This window comes from Tardiphaga sp. 839_C3_N1_4, from assembly GCF_051811045.1.
GTDB lineage: Bacteria > Pseudomonadota > Alphaproteobacteria > Rhizobiales > Xanthobacteraceae > Tardiphaga.
Genome location: NZ_JBPWQD010000001.1, coordinates 2899087 through 2914519, shown reverse-complemented (window position 1 = coordinate 2914519; position 15433 = coordinate 2899087). Strand labels below are relative to the sequence as shown.

The following is a 15433-nucleotide window of genomic DNA, read 5'->3' as shown; positions in this document are numbered from 1 at the left end:
ATCCTGCCCTGTGTCTTGCTCGTTCAGGGCTGTTTAGAGAACGACAACGACCGGGACAAGCCCGGCCGCGATCTGGGTGTGGCAGGTCTGACCCGCTCAGAATCGGTAGGTCGCTGACCCCAGCACTGTGCGCCCGATGCCATAGAAGCAGTCGCCACGCGCGAGGCAGGTGGCGAGGTGCCGTTTGTCGGCGATGTTGCTGGCGTTGACCTGGAAACGCCAAGGGCCTGTCTCGTATTTGATCATGGCGTCGAACAGCGTGTAGTCCGGCGTGCGGAGCGTATCCGTGCCGTCCCAGGACTCGCCGATATAACGCACGCCGCCGCCGAGGGTGACGTCGCGCAGACCCAGCGACGTCAAGCGATAGGTGCCCCACAGCGATGCCTGATGATCCGGCACGGTTTCCACATGCTTGCCGACATTGTCGCCGCTTTCAACCTTGGCATCGAGATAGGAGTAGCTGCCAATCAGTCTGAGGTCGGGTGTCACCTGGGTGATGACCTCGAGCTCCACGCCACGGATACGCACCTGTCCGGTCTGGATCGAAGCGATGAAACCATTTGCATCGGGCACGGATCCTGAGGCCAGCCGGTTCTTCTCGACGGTGTCGAAAATAGCGCCGTTGATCGCGGTGCCCGGGAATGGATTGTACTTGAAACCGACCTCGTAGATCTCGCCGCGCTGCGCCTTGCAGATCTCGGCGCAGACATTGGCGCCGAAGATCGGATTGAACGATTGCGCGTAGGTGACGTAGGGATTGAAGCCAACAGGCGTTTCATACATCAGGCCCACGCGGCCCGTTGTGGCCTTGGTGTCTTCGTCGGGGCTGCCTGCGACGCGGTTGCTGACATAGTCCTGTCGAACGCCGACCGTGGCGAGCCAGGGGCCGAGCCGCATCTGGTCCTGCGCGTACAGGCCGAGCTGGCTTTGCCGCACCGCGGGGGTGTCGGACAACACAGGCGCCGTAAGACTGGTGTAGACGGGAGCATAGAGATCGAATGGTGTTGGATCAAAGCCACCGCCTGAACGTGTGCGCTGGTTCAGGTCGCGATAGTCGAGGCCGAACAGCATCTTGTGCGAAACAGGTCCGGTCAGCAGCTTGAGCTGGACATTGTTGTCCATGGTCAGGCTGTCCTTGGCCACTTCCTGGCTGGAGATGTAGCGCGCCACCGTTCGGTGCTCGGGATCCAGAAACGGATTCGAGGGATTTGAGTAGGAATCCGGGTAGGCTGTCCGATAGATGCCTTCGACATGCGTGAAGCGCAGGTTCTGGGTGATTTTCACGGCATCGTTGAAGCTGTGTTCGAACAGGCTGCTGAAAGCACCGGTCTCGGTCTGGTATTTGTCGTAGCCGGGATAGCTCGCGAAGCGATTCACCGGAATGAAGCCGTTCGGCCCCGCGAACAGCGTGCCTTCATGCGGCAGGAACGCCGTAGAGCTGCCGCTCGTGTCCTTCTGATAGGTGCCGAGCACAGTCCAGTTGGTGTTGTTGGTCGGCCGCCAGGTCAGCGACGGTGCCAGCACGATGCGGTCGTCCTTAGTGAAGTCGGTCTGCATGTTGCTGTCGCGGAAGACGCCGACGAAGCGATACAACCACTCGCCATCCTTGGTCAGCTTGCCGGTCGTATCGATCTGCACCTGCTTGCGGTTGAAGCTGCCAAATTGAACGCCGATCTCGCTCGCCGCTTCCGCCTGCGGGCGCTTCGAGATCAGGTTGATCAGGCCCGCCGTGGACGTGTCGCCGTACAGTACGGACGCCGGTCCGCGCATCACCTCGATGCGCTCGGCCGTATAGGGATCGGGCCGCCATTCGTTGAACCGATAGGCGTCCGCCGCGCGCGTGCCGTCGAGATAGATATTGGGGTCCTGACCACGGATGCGCGGATAGTCGCCGCGTGAGTCCACACCGTAGGCGTCGGCGAAGACGCCCGGGATATAGCGCAGGGCATCCTGAACACTCGTCGCGCCCTGATCGGCCATGCGATCGGTCGTGACCACCGTGATCGACTGCGGCGTCTCGCGCAGCGGCGTGTCGGTTTTCATGCCGGTGGTGCTCTGCCCGGCGAGATAGCCCCGCACAGGGCCGGTGCCGGATTCAAAGGCTGCGGCAGCCGGAGCGGCGGTCGCGGCCGGCGCCGTCGGCCCCCGCGCTGCAGTTCGACGGCTGGCGGCGGAGCGCGCCGCCTGCGACCGCTGCGGACGTGCTGGCGTGGCACGCGGTTTGGCCTGTTCGACAACGACGGGCGGAAGCTGGCTCTGCGCCTGCGCCGGAGCTTCGATCGCGAAGGTCATAAGAACTGCGACAGACGCTCCGAAGAGTCGCTGTGAGGTTTGGGAAATGGCCACGCTTACGCTCCTTAGCTAATTTTCAGCTAAGTCGGTAACGCGCGCGTGAGGCAGTGTGAACGGCAAACAACCGTTTCCACAGGTTGCCAGCTTAGTATCGTTCTACTTTTCGAGCTCTGAATATGTCCAAGGCCCGTATGGAAGGATTTTGGCTCCTCTGTCGCGAAAATGGGCCGATACCTGTCGGAACGTGTAGGGCTCATTCGTCCTTGGTCGACATCATTCGCCAGGCTCATGCAGCGGCGATGTATTTCATCCATCCCGACTGGAGGTTCCCTTGTCCCTCACACTGCATTTCCATCCGCTGTCGTCCTACTGCTGGAAGACGTTGGTCGCTCTGTACGAGAACGACACGCCGTTTACGCCGCATATGGTCAATCTCGGCGACGAGGCCGAGCGCGCGGCGCTGTTGAAACTGTGGCCGATCGGAAAATTCCCCGTGCTGCAGGACGATGCGCGCGGCGCGATCGTCCCGGAGTCCTCCATCGTCATCGAATATCTCGACCGGCATTTCCCCGGCCGCACCAGTTTCATCCCCGACGGCAATCTCGGCCTGCAAACGCGGCTGCGCGATCGCTTTTACGATCTCTATGTGCACACGCCGACCCAGAAAATCGTCGGCGACCGTCTGGTGCCGGCCGACAAGAAGGATCCGCACGGCGTCGCCATGGCGCGGGCGCAGCTCACCACCTCCTACGGCATGATCGACAAGCAGATGGCGACGAACGCGTGGGCAATGGGCACAGCGTTCACGCTCGCCGACTGTGCAGCTGCGCCGGCGCTCTACTACGCGAACAAGGCGCACCCGTTCGGAGACGCACATCGCAACGTCTCGGCCTATCTGGGCCGGCTGCTGGCGCGTCCATCATTCGCACGGGTGGTGAAGGAGGCGGAGCCGTACGCGCACATGTTTCCGCGGGAGTGAGCATCATGAGTGCCGACAAGGCCGGGATCATTCGAGACCTGTTTGCAGCCTATCTGCGCAATGACCGCAAGGCCGTCGAAGATGCGTTTACGGACGACTTCACCTTTACGAGCCCGTTCGACGACGGGATCGACAAGGTGACCTATTTCGCCCGCTGCTGGCGTGTGACCGACTGGATCGCGCAGCATGATCTTGAGCGTATCGCCGTCGATGGCGATACGGCTTTCGTGACCTATCGCTGCGTCGCCAAGGACGGCAAGAGCTTTCGCAACACCGAAGTCTTCGGCTTCGAGGGCGATCTTATCCGGTCGATCGATGTGTATTTCGGTGCGGCGTACAGGGATGGGGTGTTTGTGAAGCAGGCGTCGTAAGGACGCAATCATATGAGCGCGGACAAGATCCGAACCATCCATTCGGATCAGCCGCTGATAGTTCCTCCACGCGAGAACTTCGCGTTTCGATCGACGAGGAAAACAACGAGGTCCGCTTCCAGGACGGCGGTCACAGTCATCTCGGCCTGATCCGCGGCAAGCATCAGCGCGGTGTGTGTTCCGACTTCGTGCTGTCCCGCAGATATTCTGCCCCGGAAAACATATAGCCAACGATCAAAGCCGGGTTTGGACGGGAGGTCGATACTTCGACCCGCCGCCAGCTGGGTGTCGTACAAATAGACGGCCTGACGTACGAAGGTCGGGGCGCCCGATCCTTTCGGTCCGGTCAGCAACCGCCATTGATCGTTTCGCTCGATCTCATCGACTTCGACAAATTGAACGATTGGCTCTTCATCTGCGGCCTCAGGCCGAACGAAAATCTGCAGCATTTCGATCTGGTCGTCTCCGACGACTCGTTCTTCGTGATGAAAGCCGCGGCCTGCGTTCATCACCATCAACCGGTCGGGCGATATAAGTTCACTCTTTCCGGCGGAGTCGGTGTGCTGCATGCGGCCTGCGCGCATGTAGCTTATGATCTCGTCATTGCGATGCTCGTGCATCCTCACGACGAGGCCGGGTCGCAGCCGGGCGTGGTCGATAACGCCAAGCCCGCCGAAGCCTGCGTCATTGGGCTGTCCCAGAGAGATGCCGGGATGGATTCGACGCAACTGGAATGGCCCTTGCGACCGCACCTGATGGCTTTCGGGCGAGACGACGCCGATCCCTTCGATGGTTGGTGCTGAGGTCATGTTTTTTCTCCTTGGCTTCGGCGGGCGCGATGGCGTTACGGATTGATCGGCGGAAGCACTTCGGTGAACAGCAACTGGATGAGTTTTTGCCCATTGGGCGTTCCCCAGTTCTGAGCGAGCTCGGCGATCATCGTGTTGGTCGCTGTTAAAACAACGCCAGCATCCTGCATGCGCCGGCGGGACATATCCTCGGAGAGCTCGAATGGAGACCCCGAAGCATCCATGACCGCTTGGACGCTGTAGCCTTCGGTCACCGCATCGATCGCCGGGAAGACAAGGCAGACGTCGGTCGTGACACCGGCCATGATCAGATTCTTTCGTCCCGTCGCTTCCACCGCCGCCTTGAAGTTGACGTCGGTCCAGGCGTTGACGATGCCTTCGCGCTTGACGCGCGCCTTGAAGGCGTCTGGCAGGATCTCCTGCAGCTCCGGCAACAGTGGCCCCTGCAGGCGATCTTCCTGGCTCGACGTCAGGACGGTCGGAATGTTCAGGATGCTCGCTGTTTTCGCCAGTGCCAGCGACATGCGCTTGGCCCGGGCGACGTCGATGTTCTTGATCAACTGCATCGTGCCGATCTGATGATCGATGAGCAGAAGCGCGGAATTTTCTGGGGTGAAGTAATTGGGCATGATCTGACCTCGTTTTGGCTGAAAGAGCGTCATTGCTCGTCCATAAGTGTAGAAATGAAACAAAGCCTGCGGCAGGCTTGAAAAATGACGTCATCATGTTTCATAAATGGAACATGACAGTCTTCGGAGATTTCGACGGCCTTGCGCTGTTCACCCGCATTGTCCAGGCGGGAGGGCTCGCGGCGGCCGAGCGTGCGACGGGCATTCCGAAAGCGACGCTGTCTCGGCGACTCTCGGCGCTGGAAAATACCTTGAACGTTCGACTCGTCCGGCGAACGAAGAAGGGCGTCGTGCTCACAGAGCAGGGGCAGCAACTTTTCGAACGAAGCCGTGCGGCCTTCTCGCTCGCTGAAGAGGCGGTAGCCGAAGTTCAGGATGAACGCGCCGCACTGTCGGGCAACATTCGTCTTTCCTTGCCGCCCGATATCGCCACTGCAGTGCTTGCGCCTGTCTTGATCCGGTTCGGGGCCAGACATCCCGATGTCACGATTGAGATAACCCTTGCCGATCGCAGAGTTTCGCTGATTGAGGAAGGATACGATTTGGTGGTTCGGATGGGGCCGGTCGCGGACTCCGAACTCATCTTCAGGAGAATTGCCACCTTGCCGAGAGTGCTGGTCGCGAGTCCGGGCTTTTTATCGGCACACCCCGGTTTGAACGAGCCGCAGGACGTCAAGGAAATTCCCGCACTTGCGATCCGTCGCGATCTGGTCGAATGGGACCTGCGAAACGACAAAGGCGTGACTGCGACTGTCCATCCCAAAATCGGCTTCGCGGCCAACCGGCAGACGATATTGGTGGACGCCGCAATTGCAGGCCTCGGCATTGCCAACCTGCCATTCTTTTTGGTCGAAGCAGCGCTGAAATCCGGTGCGCTTGTTCGCGTCCTGACAAGTTGGGAGCCATCTCCTGTCGAGATGACGGCGCTGTGGCAAAAGGACAGATTCAGCGGCCGCCTGATAAAGGCAATCGTGACCGAATTCGCAGATGCGCTGAAAGATAATCGGGCGTCGCGCTAGTCGATCATTCGAAATGCTGGTTGGATGATGATTGCGTCCGGGAGAGCCACACGCGCGGCCAGTTGTGATCCGCTAATTGTAGAAGCCTGGACCAGGCCGATTGCGTAGCGGCATGGCTCAACTTTGCAGCGGGATTGCCGCTGACCATGGTTGAAGGAAAAAATCCATCGGTCATGACGTCTGAAATAATTTCACCGATCATGTCGGACTGGCAAAAGCTGCTTCGTCATCCTTGCAGTCAAACGTTCAAACGGAGAAAGACCGATGCGTTTCATGGTGATCGTGCATGCGAACAAGGATACCGAAGCCGGCGTGATGCCGACGACGGAACTGCTGACCGCGATGGGCAAGTTCAATGAAGAGATGTGCAATGCCGGCGTGATGCAGGCCGGCGAGGGGCTGCATCCGACCTCAAAGGGCGCGCGCATCGCGTTTACCGGCAGTGAGCCGACGGTGAAGCAGGGGCCGTTCGATGTGACGCGCGATCTGATAGCGGGCTTCTGGCTGATCGACGTCGCCTCCAAGGACGAGGCGATTGCGTGGATGAAGCGCGCGCCGTTCGCGGCCGGCGACGAGATCGAAATCCGTCAGGTGTTTGCGGCCGAGGATTTCGGCGACGCCCTCACACCGGAATTGCGCGAGAAGGAAGAACGCCTGCGCGCGCAAGCCGCCAAGAAATAAGCGACGAGATCAATAGGGATAGTGACCATGCGATTCATGATGTTGATGATCCCCGGCGGCTATGAGACTGCGGCGCCGGGCACGGTGCCGGAGGATGTCGAGCGCGTCGCCGCGATGATGGCCTATAACAAGGCGCTGATAGATGCCGGTGTGCTCATCACCTGCGACGGACTGCACCCGCCATCGATGGGCGCGCGGGTGTCCTTTCCATCCGGCAAGCCGGTGGTGACCGACGGGCCGTTCGCGGAATCCAAGGAAGTGCTCGGCGGCTACTGGATGATCGACGTCGCCTCGCGCGATGAGGCCATCGCCTGGGCCAGTCGCTGCCCGGCGACGCCCAACGAGGTGATCGAGGTCCGCCAGGTGCAGGAAATGGCCGATTATCCGGAGGACGTGCAGGCCGTCGCCTCGGGATTCGAGGAGATGCAGACCACCGCGAAGCGGCTCGGCTGAGGCAAAATCACTGCGACGGGCATGAAACGGTCGCGTCGCAACACGGCCGCATGCCTGCCGCAGGATTTCCGCATGCGGCGGGCGTTGATTTGTTGAGGGAATTTGCGCCGGTCACACCGTTTTGGTGTGACCTTTTGGCCCGGCTCATGTTAAAGCCATTCACATGAGCTGGCGCAAAGACAGCCGCGGCGAGCGCGGTTATCACCACGGAAATCTGAAAGAGGCCCTGCTGCAGGCAGCGCTGGGGCTGATTGCGGAGAAGGGGCCTGCGGGCTTCACCTTCGCCGATGCCGCGCGCACGGCCGGCGTCAGCGCGGCCGCGCCCTATCGCCATTTCCGCGATCGCGACGACCTCCTCGCCAGCATCGCGCAGCGTGGCTTCGAGCAGTTCGAGCTGGTGCTGACGGCGGCGTGGGACGATGGCCGGCCGAATACGGTCACGGCCTTCGAGCGGATCGGCAAGGCGTATCTCGCTTTCGCCCGCACTGAACCGGCCTTCTATTCGGCGATGTTCGAATCCGGAATCCCCGTAGATTCCAGTCCTGAACTGGCCGCGGCGGGAGAACGTGCCTTCGGTGTGATCCGTGCGGCGGCAGAACGTTTGGCCGCCTTGACGCCGCCCGGTGTGACGCGTCCGCCGGCGATGATGATGGCGTTGCATATCTGGTCGCTGGCGCACGGCGTGGCCTCGCTGTTCGGCCGCGGCGATGCCGCGCGGCGCAAATTGCCGATGTCGCCGGACGACCTGCTGGAGGCCGGTGCGCTGATTTATTTGCGCGGGCTGGGCTTTCCAACCGACCAAAACGTCCACAAGTCCGACACATCCACGGCGCCCAAATCGGGGCCTTGGGGAACCGCCCCAAAATAATTCGCGGCGCTCCCCTTGCGGTCGCCTTGACAAAATCCGGCCGTGAGCTACGTATGTAAATGTTATTTACATTCACAAGCGGCATGGTGCCGCTGATGGAGAGGAAAATGGCCAACGCTGCAGATTACAATCGATGGGGTCCGCCCGCCGATGATCGGGTGTCCTACCAGATGCGCTCACCATGGCACATCATACTGATCGTGCTCGGTTTTATCGTCTGGTGGCCGGTTGGCCTCGCACTTCTCTTCTTCACACTCGGGAGCAGAAAAATGGGTTGCTGGGATCGTAACGGCCGTTTTGAGAACAAGATGGAGCGGATGCAGTACAAGATGGAGCGCATGCGCAACCGCATGGAGCGCTCAGGCTTCGGATCGGGCTTCGGCTTCGGCCCGCCGACCTCCGGCAACCGCGCCTTCGACGAATATCGCGTCGAAACCCTGCGCCGCCTCGAGGAAGAACAGCACGAGTTCAAGAACTTCCTCGATCGCCTGCGTCACGCCAAGGACAAGGAAGAGTTCGACCAGTTCATGGCGCAGCACCGCCCAAAGCCGACCCCGCCATCGGATAACAATCAGCCGCAGGGCTAACAGCCCGAAACTGATAGGCGTCAGGCGGTAGCGCCCCCTTCGCCCGATGCCGACATCGCCGCCCGTCTGATCATTCAGGCGGGCGGTTTTGCTTTGTCACGGGCCCTTCACGAACAAGCGAATACCGCTTCATTTCTCGGCCAAAACACGCTTTGGTAACTCCGCATTAACCATGACTGGCGTCTGGTAAAAGCCGCAGAAACGCGTGCAAGCCCTTGTTTTGACATGTTGGCAGGGAATTTAGGGCCCGGCTTCGGACAAGCCCTCCATGCGACACAACAAGAACATTGCACTGGCGTTCCGCGCCGCGCGCGATGCGTGGCCGCGACACCAGCGATGAGCAAGTCGCTGGCAAATTGAGGATTTTTGCGTTGAGAGGATACCGTTCATGAACCCGGCCGATGTGGCGCAGTCAGCCCTGCCGCTGGCTTCATCCGACGTTTCGCTGATCGCGCTGTTCCTGCAGGCCCACTGGATCGTGAAAGCGGTCATGCTGGGACTGCTGGGCTGTTCGGTGTGGGTCTGGGCGATCGCGATCGACAAGATGTTCCTGTATGCGCGCACACGCCGCGCCATGGACCGGTTCGAGCAGGCCTTCTGGTCCGGCGAGTCCATCGAGGATCTGTACCGCGCGCTCTCCGCCAAGCCGACGCAGTCGATGGCGGCGTGTTTCGTCGCGGCGATGCGCGAGTGGAAGCGGTCTTTCGAAAGCCAGGCGCGCTCCTTCACCGGCCTGCAGATGCGCATCGACAAGGTGATGAACGTCTCCATCGCCCGCGAGGTCGAGCGCCTCGAGCGCCGGCTTCTGGTGCTGGCAACGGTCGGTTCGGCGGGCCCCTTCGTCGGTCTGTTCGGCACCGTCTGGGGCATCATGTCGAGCTTCCAGGCGATTGCGGCGTCCAAGAACACATCGCTCGCCGTGGTCGCGCCTGGTATCGCCGAAGCGCTGTTTGCCACGGCCATCGGCCTTATCGCCGCCATCCCGGCGACTATTTTCTACAACAAATTCACGTCAGAAGTGAACAAACAGGCGCAGCGCCTGGAGGGGTTTGCCGACGAGTTTTCAGCGATCCTGTCGCGCCAGATCGACGAGCGCGTCTGATGGGTGACGAATTGAACCTTGAAGTGAGCACCCTGTCATGGGGATGAATATGGGCTCGGGCGGTGGTGGCGGAGGTCGGCGCGGGCGCCGGCGTGCTGCCGTCATGGCCGAGATCAACGTCACGCCGATGGTCGACGTCATGCTCGTGTTGATGATCATCTTCATGGTGTCGGCGCCGCTGATGACCTCGACCATCGATATCGACCTGCCGATCGCGAGCGGCGGCAAGTCGGTGTCAGCAAATACGCCGCCGCTCACCGTGTCGGTGAAGCGTACCGGCGGCGGCTGTAATTCGGCGGTCGAAATGTATGTCGGCGACGCCCTGGTGCCGGTGAGTGAGCTCGACGCCAAGATCAAGGCGATCCGGGCGACGCGTTCGGAGACAGACAATACCGTGTTTCTGCGCGGCGACCGCGACGTCTGCTACACGGACATGATGAAATTGCTCGGCACAGTGCGGGCGGCCGGGTTCAAGGCCAATATCGTGATCCTGCCGGAGCAGGGGACTTAAGATCGTGGAGCAACAACCGGAGACGAGCAGGATTGGAGAGCTGATCGCGAGAGTCGACAAGACACTCGTCGCATCGGTGATCCTCCATGTGTTCGTGATCGGGTGGGGCCTCTTCACGTTCTCTTCCAGAGCATTGGAAGTGATGCCGGAGGATTCCGTCGGGGTCGACATCAGCGTCGAAAGCCAGTCCATGGTCGGTCAAAAGACCGGCAAGAAGGAAAATCCGAAGCCGAAGGTGGAGAAGGTCGCCGAGGCCAAGCCGCCGGTCGAGGATACCGTCGGCAAGATCGACGACAAGAAGCCGCCGGTGATCACCGAGACGGCGCCGAAGGAACAGCCGAAGACTGACGAGAAAGCGGCGGCCGAAGCAGCGAAGGCCGAGGCTGCGGCAAAAGCCGAGGCTGCAGCGAAAGCTGCGGCCGATGCCAAGGCAAAGGCAGAAGCCAAAGCAGCGGCGGTTGCCGACGCCAAGGCAGAGGCTGAAGCGAAGGCCGAGGCTGACGCCAAGGCGCAGGCAGAAGCCAAGGCGAAGGCCGAAGCGCAAGCCAAGGCTAAAGCAGAAGCCAAAGCGAAGGCTGAGGCCAAAGCCAAGGCTGACGCCGATGCGAAGGCCAAGGCCGAAGCAAAGGCTCAGGCGGAAGCCAAGAAAGCCGAACGCGTGTTCGACCAGTCGAAGATCGCGGCGCTGATCGACAAGCGCGATCCGACACGGAATTCGGTGACGGGGTCCGACCTCAATCCGAACGAGGCTCTGGGTTTGGCGAAAGGCAATGCGAGCAACAACGTCGCCACTTGGGGCGCAATGTTCAAGTCGCAGGTCGAGCGCTGCTGGAAGAAGCCCTATGGCGGCATCGAAGCGCAGACGACCGAGTCGATTTTCAGCGTCAAGCTGAAGCGTGACGGGTCGTTGGAAACGACGCCGGTCGCCATCAGCAATCCATCGACGCCGTATTTCCGCGTCTATCAGGAGAGCGCACTGCGTGCGATCATCGAATGTGCGCCGTATAAACTGCCTACGGCGTTTTTTGACGAGTGGAAGTTTTTCGAACCCGTTTTCACCGAACGACGGTCATGAGCACGTCACTCCTGGTGACGATTACGAATACCGAGCAAAGCCCGCAATAATGACCGACAAGAATGGATTGCCCCCGATGTTGTTTCGCCCAAGCCGCCGACAGATCATCACAGGAATGGCGGCGACCGGTCTGCTGATGGGCACCAGTGCGCGAACCGCCTTCGGGCAGGCGCGCGTGCAGATCACGGAAGGCAATGTCGCGCCGCTGCCGATCGCAATCCCCAATTTCTCCGCCGGCACTGGCGCGGACAATGAAGTGAGCGTCGGCGTTTCGCAGGTGATCACCAACAATCTCAAGCGCAGCGGCCTGTTCGCGCCGATCGATCCGGCCGCCTTCGTCGAGAAGGCCGTCAACATCGACGCGCCGCCGAACTTCGTGAACTGGAAGACCGTGAATGCACAGGCGCTGGTCACCGGCCGCATGACCCGTCAGGGTGACGGTCGCCTGAAAGCCGAATTTCGTCTGTGGGACATCGCCACCGGTCAGCAATTGGCAGGCCAGCAATATTTCACCTCGCCGGAATACTGGCGTCGTATCGCCCATATCATTTCCGACCAGATCTACGAGCGCCTGACCGGCGAGAAGGGCTATTTCGATAGCCGCGTGGTCTTCGTTGACGAGACGGGCTCCAAGGAGCGCCGCGTCAAGCGACTGGCGCTGATGGATCAGGATGGCGCCAATGTGCGCTACCTGACGCGCGGGGCGGATCTGGTGCTGACGCCGCGGTTCTCGCCGTCCACGCAAGAGATCACCTATATGGAATTCGGCCAGGGTGATCCAAAGGTCTATCTTTTCAACATCGAAACCGGTCAGCGCGAGATCGTCGGCAACTTTCCGGGCATGTCGTTCTCGCCGCGGTTCTCGCCCGATGGTCAGCGTGTCATCATGAGCCTGCAGCAGGGTGGCAATTCCAACCTGTTCGTGATGGATCTGCGCTCCAAGTCCACCACGCGTCTCACCGATACGCCGGCGATCGACACTTCGCCGTCCTATTCGCCGGATGGCAGCCGCATTTGCTTCGAGTCCGATCGCGGCGGCAAGCAGCAGATCTATACGATGGCGGCGACAGGGGGCGGCGCCCAGCGGATCTCGTTCGGCGAAGGCAGCTATTCGACCCCGGTCTGGTCGCCGCGCGGCGACTATATCGCCTTTACCAAGCAGGGTGGTGGTCAGTTCTCGATCGGCATCATGAAGCCCGATGGCTCCGGTGAGCGGCTGCTGACGTCGGGCTATCACAACGAAGGTCCGACCTTCGCGCCCAATGGCCGCGTGATCATGTTCTTCCGCGATATGGGAGGGGGGCCGTCCCTGTTTACGGTCGACGTGTCCGGCCGCAACGAGCTCAAGGTCCCGACGCCTGGCTTCGCGTCCGACCCGGCCTGGTCGCCATTGCTATCGTAAACAAACGATTGGCGGCGACGGGCGGATTACCGGCTATTCCCGGCAAACTTTGCCCACCGCGCTGAAATCACGAGCAGATTTGCTGTTTATGCGAATGCGTAAACAGTTCGCTAACGATGTTCCCTCAGAAAGACTTCATCAGGACCCGGTACCAATGTGCGCCTGAACAGGACGCATTTACGCCCGATGCAGCTCGCCGACCACAACCGGACGAACAGCAAATCGATGTCGCCGTCGATCTACACGGCGCTCGTCGATTCATTGTTCGAGAACCCGATTCCGATGCTGGCCGGTGCGGTCTGCGCCGGAACCGGCGCAGTCATGACTGCGGTGAAGACCGGCAATCCTTTGCTGTGGCCATGCGCCGCCCTGATCATCGTCATTGGCGCTTTGCGGGCCCTTCAGCTTAGCCGCTATGAAAAGCGCGAGACCGCGCTGACGCCCGACGAGGCGATCCGCTGGGAATTCAATTACATGGTTGGCGGCTCGCTCTATGCAGCCGCGTTGGGCCTGTGGTGTTGGGTCGTTTTGCTCGGCAGCGATGATCCGGTCGCGCACATGCTGGGTACGGCAGTGACCGTCGCTTATATCGCGGCCGGTGCCGGCCGAACCTATGGCCGTCCGAAGATCGCGCAGTTGCAGGTGCTGCTGGCGTGCGGTCCGATGGCGCTGGCACTGATTATCCACGGTGACTTCTACTATATCGGCTTCGCGTTTCTGAACGTCTTGTTCTTTGTCGGCCTGCGCCGGATCACGCTTCGTCTGCATGACGTCTACGTCAAGGCGCTGCTGGCCACCGAGCGGGTCGGCTCCATCGCCGGCCAGTTCGATACGGCGCTGAACAACATGCCCAACGGCCTGTGCATGTTCGGCGCCGATGGTCGGTTGGCGGTGCTCAACAATCGCTTCACCGCGATGATGGAGATTTCAGAGGATCTCGTGCAGCGCGGCGTGACTGCTCGCGAAGTCGTCTCGCTCTGCGTCAATGCGGGGACGGTGTCGTCGGCCAGCGCGATGACCATCATCACCGAGATTGAAAGCTCGAAGGCAGCCGAAATCACGACCCTTGATCATGCCCACGAGAGTGAACGCGCATTGTCGTGGAAGTTTCAGCCGATGGTCGGCGGCGGCACGGTCGTTCTGCTTGAAGACATTACCGAGCGCCGCAATTCCGAAGCGCGTATCAGCCACATGGCGCGTTTCGACGAATTGACGGGGCTGCCGAACCGGGTCAGTTTCCGGAACGAAATCGGCCGCATGCTAAAGAGCTCGGACCAATCCACGCTGTCGGCCCTGCTGTTCGTCGATCTCGATCAGTTCAAGCAGGTCAACGATACGCTTGGTCATCCATGCGGCGACCAGCTGTTGTGCATGGTCGCCGATCGGCTGCGCGAAATGTTGCGCGCGGATGACTTCGTGGCTCGTTTTGGCGGTGACGAATTTGTCGTGTTCCAACGCGCCATCAAGACAAATCATGATGCAGCCGATCTGGCGCGTCGCATCGTCGAACGGCTCAGTGAACGCTACGAGGTCGACAATCATCAGGTCGAGATCGGCGCCAGCGTCGGCATCGCCTTGACGGAACCCGATGTCAGCGCTGACAACCTTTTGAAGAACGCCGATATGGCGTTGTATCGTGCGAAGGCCTCCGGCCGTGGCACCTTCTGCTTCTTCCGCGACGAGATGGCCCAGACGGTCGAGGCGCGCCGCGTGCTCGAACTGGATCTGCGCCAGGCGCTCGCCAATGAAGAATTCGAGATTTACTACCAGCCGCTGGTCAATCTGAAGTCGGGACGCATCTCGACCTGCGAAGCGCTGCTGCGCTGGAATCATCCTGTCCGCGGCACTGTTTCGCCGGTCGATATTATTCCCGTCGCAGAAGACATGGGTCTGATCGTCGATCTTGGCCGCTGGATTTTGCGCAAGGCATGTATCGAATGCATGAAGTGGCCGGACGCGGTCAGCGTTGCCGTCAACTTCTCGTCACAGCAGTTTCATCAGCGCGACGTGTTGAGCGAGGTACGCTACGCCCTCGACGTGTCCGGTCTGCCGGCGCGTCGTCTTGAAATCGAGATCACCGAATCGTCCCTGCTGCGTAACACGCAGTGGACCCACGATGCCCTCGCGCAGCTTCACGCAGCAGGTTGCCGGATTTCGCTCGACGATTTCGGTACCGGCTATTCGAGCCTGAGCTATCTGCACAATTTCCCGCTGCAGAAGGTGAAGATCGATCGCTCATTCCTCGAAGGGATCGATACGGACCGTCCGTTGACGCTGCTGCGCGGCGTCGCGCGCCTCAGTGCCGATCTGGGAATGACGGTTGTCGTCGAAGGCATCGAGACCAACGAGCAGCTCGAGCTGATCAGTGCCGACGGCACGATCAGCGAGGCCCAGGGCTATCTGTTCAGCCGCCCGGTGCCTGCGACCCGGATCAGGCAGCTCCTGGACGCGTCCCACGGACGTCGCGTGATCGAGCCCGGCGCCAATGTCGAGGCCACGCGCGCGCCGGCCTGACCAGCCGCGGGCCACACTCTCGAACTTCCATTTCCATTCGTTTCGCGCGCCGAATAGCCCAAAAGGGTTAACCACATTGCGGCAGAACCTTTGACAACTTTTAAGAAAGCTTTAACCTTTCCTTACTCGCGTAGTCATGGC

Annotated in this window: 17 protein-coding genes; 13 read left to right on the top strand and 4 right to left on the bottom strand. The window is 60.7% G+C overall.

The window, feature by feature from the left end:
* Positions 1 to 96: 96 nt before the first annotated feature.
* Complete coding sequence (locus AB8A38_RS14000; RefSeq protein WP_315840743.1) at positions 97 to 2292, bottom strand: TonB-dependent siderophore receptor; 2196 nt, start codon at positions 2290 to 2292, stop codon at positions 97 to 99.
* 331 nt (positions 2293 to 2623) lie between these two features.
* Between AB8A38_RS14000 and AB8A38_RS13995 the strand changes: the two genes are divergently transcribed.
* Both AB8A38_RS13995 and AB8A38_RS13990 read left to right on the top strand, forming a co-directional pair.
* Positions 2624 to 3271, top strand: coding sequence for a glutathione S-transferase family protein (locus AB8A38_RS13995; protein ID WP_439086345.1), 648 nt, complete (start codon positions 2624 to 2626; stop codon positions 3269 to 3271).
* A 5-nt stretch (positions 3272 to 3276) separates the two neighbouring features.
* Positions 3277 to 3642: a nuclear transport factor 2 family protein gene (locus AB8A38_RS13990; protein ID WP_439086344.1), complete on the top strand. Its 366-nt coding sequence runs from the start codon at positions 3277 to 3279 to the stop codon at positions 3640 to 3642.
* 47 nt (positions 3643 to 3689) lie between these two features.
* Here AB8A38_RS13990 and AB8A38_RS13985 read toward each other — a convergent pair whose 3' ends face one another.
* Positions 3690 to 4226, bottom strand: a complete 537-nt coding sequence (locus AB8A38_RS13985; protein ID WP_439086343.1) for a pirin family protein — start codon at positions 4224 to 4226, stop codon at positions 3690 to 3692.
* On the opposite strand from AB8A38_RS13985, the gene AB8A38_RS13980 reads away from it, so the two are divergent.
* Complete coding sequence (locus tag AB8A38_RS13980) at positions 4203 to 4445, top strand: hypothetical protein (protein WP_439086342.1); 243 nt, start codon at positions 4203 to 4205, stop codon at positions 4443 to 4445. The genes AB8A38_RS13985 and AB8A38_RS13980 overlap by 24 nt on opposite strands.
* A 41-nt stretch (positions 4446 to 4486) precedes the next feature.
* Here AB8A38_RS13980 and AB8A38_RS13975 read toward each other — a convergent pair whose 3' ends face one another.
* Positions 4487 to 5080, bottom strand: coding sequence for an isochorismatase family protein (locus AB8A38_RS13975; RefSeq protein WP_120288533.1), 594 nt, complete (start codon positions 5078 to 5080; stop codon positions 4487 to 4489).
* 77 nt (positions 5081 to 5157) lie between these two features.
* Between AB8A38_RS13975 and AB8A38_RS13970 the strand changes: the two genes are divergently transcribed.
* A complete protein-coding gene (locus AB8A38_RS13970) occupies positions 5158 to 6099 on the top strand; it encodes a LysR substrate-binding domain-containing protein (RefSeq protein ID WP_439086341.1) in 942 nt (313 codons plus the stop codon).
* 4 nt (positions 6100 to 6103) lie between these two features.
* On the opposite strand, the gene AB8A38_RS13965 is transcribed toward AB8A38_RS13970, so the two are convergent.
* Positions 6104 to 6301, bottom strand: a complete 198-nt coding sequence (locus AB8A38_RS13965; RefSeq protein ID WP_439086340.1) for a hypothetical protein — start codon at positions 6299 to 6301, stop codon at positions 6104 to 6106.
* Between the two features lie 62 nt (positions 6302 to 6363).
* On the opposite strand from AB8A38_RS13965, the gene AB8A38_RS13960 reads away from it, so the two are divergent.
* From AB8A38_RS13960 to AB8A38_RS13920, 9 genes are all read left to right on the top strand, one after another.
* Entirely contained in the window at positions 6364 to 6780 is a 417-nt protein-coding gene (locus tag AB8A38_RS13960) for a YciI family protein (RefSeq protein WP_439086339.1), read from the top strand.
* 27 nt (positions 6781 to 6807) lie between these two features.
* A complete protein-coding gene (locus AB8A38_RS13955) occupies positions 6808 to 7233 on the top strand; it encodes a YciI family protein (RefSeq protein ID WP_439086338.1) in 426 nt (141 codons plus the stop codon).
* A gap of 163 nt (positions 7234 to 7396) precedes the next feature.
* Positions 7397 to 8101 carry a TetR/AcrR family transcriptional regulator gene (locus tag AB8A38_RS13950; protein WP_089261979.1) on the top strand — a complete coding sequence of 235 codons (705 nt, stop codon included), beginning with the start codon at positions 7397 to 7399 and terminating at the stop codon, positions 8099 to 8101.
* 107 nt (positions 8102 to 8208) lie between these two features.
* Entirely contained in the window at positions 8209 to 8688 is a 480-nt protein-coding gene (locus AB8A38_RS13945) for a DUF2852 domain-containing protein (protein WP_068733781.1), read from the top strand.
* 388 nt (positions 8689 to 9076) lie between these two features.
* The gene (gene tolQ / locus AB8A38_RS13940; protein WP_089261977.1) at positions 9077 to 9790 is read left to right on the top strand and encodes a protein TolQ; all 714 of its coding nucleotides are present in this window, start codon (positions 9077 to 9079) and stop codon (positions 9788 to 9790) included.
* A gap of 37 nt (positions 9791 to 9827) precedes the next feature.
* Positions 9828 to 10301, top strand: coding sequence for a biopolymer transporter ExbD (locus tag AB8A38_RS13935; RefSeq protein WP_439086337.1), 474 nt, complete (start codon positions 9828 to 9830; stop codon positions 10299 to 10301).
* 40 nt (positions 10302 to 10341) lie between these two features.
* The gene (gene tolA / locus AB8A38_RS13930; protein WP_439088517.1) at positions 10342 to 11376 is read left to right on the top strand and encodes a cell envelope integrity protein TolA; all 1035 of its coding nucleotides are present in this window, start codon (positions 10342 to 10344) and stop codon (positions 11374 to 11376) included.
* A 76-nt stretch (positions 11377 to 11452) separates the two neighbouring features.
* Entirely contained in the window at positions 11453 to 12778 is a 1326-nt protein-coding gene (tolB, locus tag AB8A38_RS13925) for a Tol-Pal system beta propeller repeat protein TolB (RefSeq protein ID WP_439086336.1), read from the top strand.
* A gap of 186 nt (positions 12779 to 12964) precedes the next feature.
* Positions 12965 to 15292 carry a putative bifunctional diguanylate cyclase/phosphodiesterase gene (locus tag AB8A38_RS13920; protein WP_089261975.1) on the top strand — a complete coding sequence of 776 codons (2328 nt, stop codon included), beginning with the start codon at positions 12965 to 12967 and terminating at the stop codon, positions 15290 to 15292.
* The last annotated feature ends 141 nt before the right edge of the window (positions 15293 to 15433 follow it).

Bases quoted from the DNA above. Each gene is read 5' to 3' on its own strand.
- AB8A38_RS14000 (WP_315840743.1), bottom strand. From the start codon at position 2,292: ATGACCTTCGCGATCGAAGCTCCGGCGCAGGCGCAGAGCCAGCTTCCG.
- AB8A38_RS13990 (WP_439086344.1), top strand. From the start codon at position 3,277: ATGAGTGCCGACAAGGCCGGGATCATTCGAGACCTGTTTGCAGCCTAT.
- AB8A38_RS13985 (WP_439086343.1), bottom strand. From the start codon at position 4,226: ATGCGCGCAGGCCGCATGCAGCACACCGACTCCGCCGGAAAGAGTGAA.
- AB8A38_RS13975 (WP_120288533.1), bottom strand. From the start codon at position 5,080: ATGCCCAATTACTTCACCCCAGAAAATTCCGCGCTTCTGCTCATCGAT.
- AB8A38_RS13965 (WP_439086340.1), bottom strand. From the start codon at position 6,301: ATGATCGGTGAAATTATTTCAGACGTCATGACCGATGGATTTTTTCCT.
- AB8A38_RS13960 (WP_439086339.1), top strand. From the start codon at position 6,364: ATGCGTTTCATGGTGATCGTGCATGCGAACAAGGATACCGAAGCCGGC.
- AB8A38_RS13955 (WP_439086338.1), top strand. From the start codon at position 6,808: ATGCGATTCATGATGTTGATGATCCCCGGCGGCTATGAGACTGCGGCG.
- AB8A38_RS13950 (WP_089261979.1), top strand. From the start codon at position 7,397: ATGAGCTGGCGCAAAGACAGCCGCGGCGAGCGCGGTTATCACCACGGA.
- AB8A38_RS13945 (WP_068733781.1), top strand. From the start codon at position 8,209: ATGGCCAACGCTGCAGATTACAATCGATGGGGTCCGCCCGCCGATGAT.
- tolQ (WP_089261977.1), top strand. From the start codon at position 9,077: ATGAACCCGGCCGATGTGGCGCAGTCAGCCCTGCCGCTGGCTTCATCC.
- AB8A38_RS13935 (WP_439086337.1), top strand. From the start codon at position 9,828: ATGGGGATGAATATGGGCTCGGGCGGTGGTGGCGGAGGTCGGCGCGGG.
- tolB (WP_439086336.1), top strand. From the start codon at position 11,453: ATGTTGTTTCGCCCAAGCCGCCGACAGATCATCACAGGAATGGCGGCG.
- AB8A38_RS13920 (WP_089261975.1), top strand. From the start codon at position 12,965: ATGCAGCTCGCCGACCACAACCGGACGAACAGCAAATCGATGTCGCCG.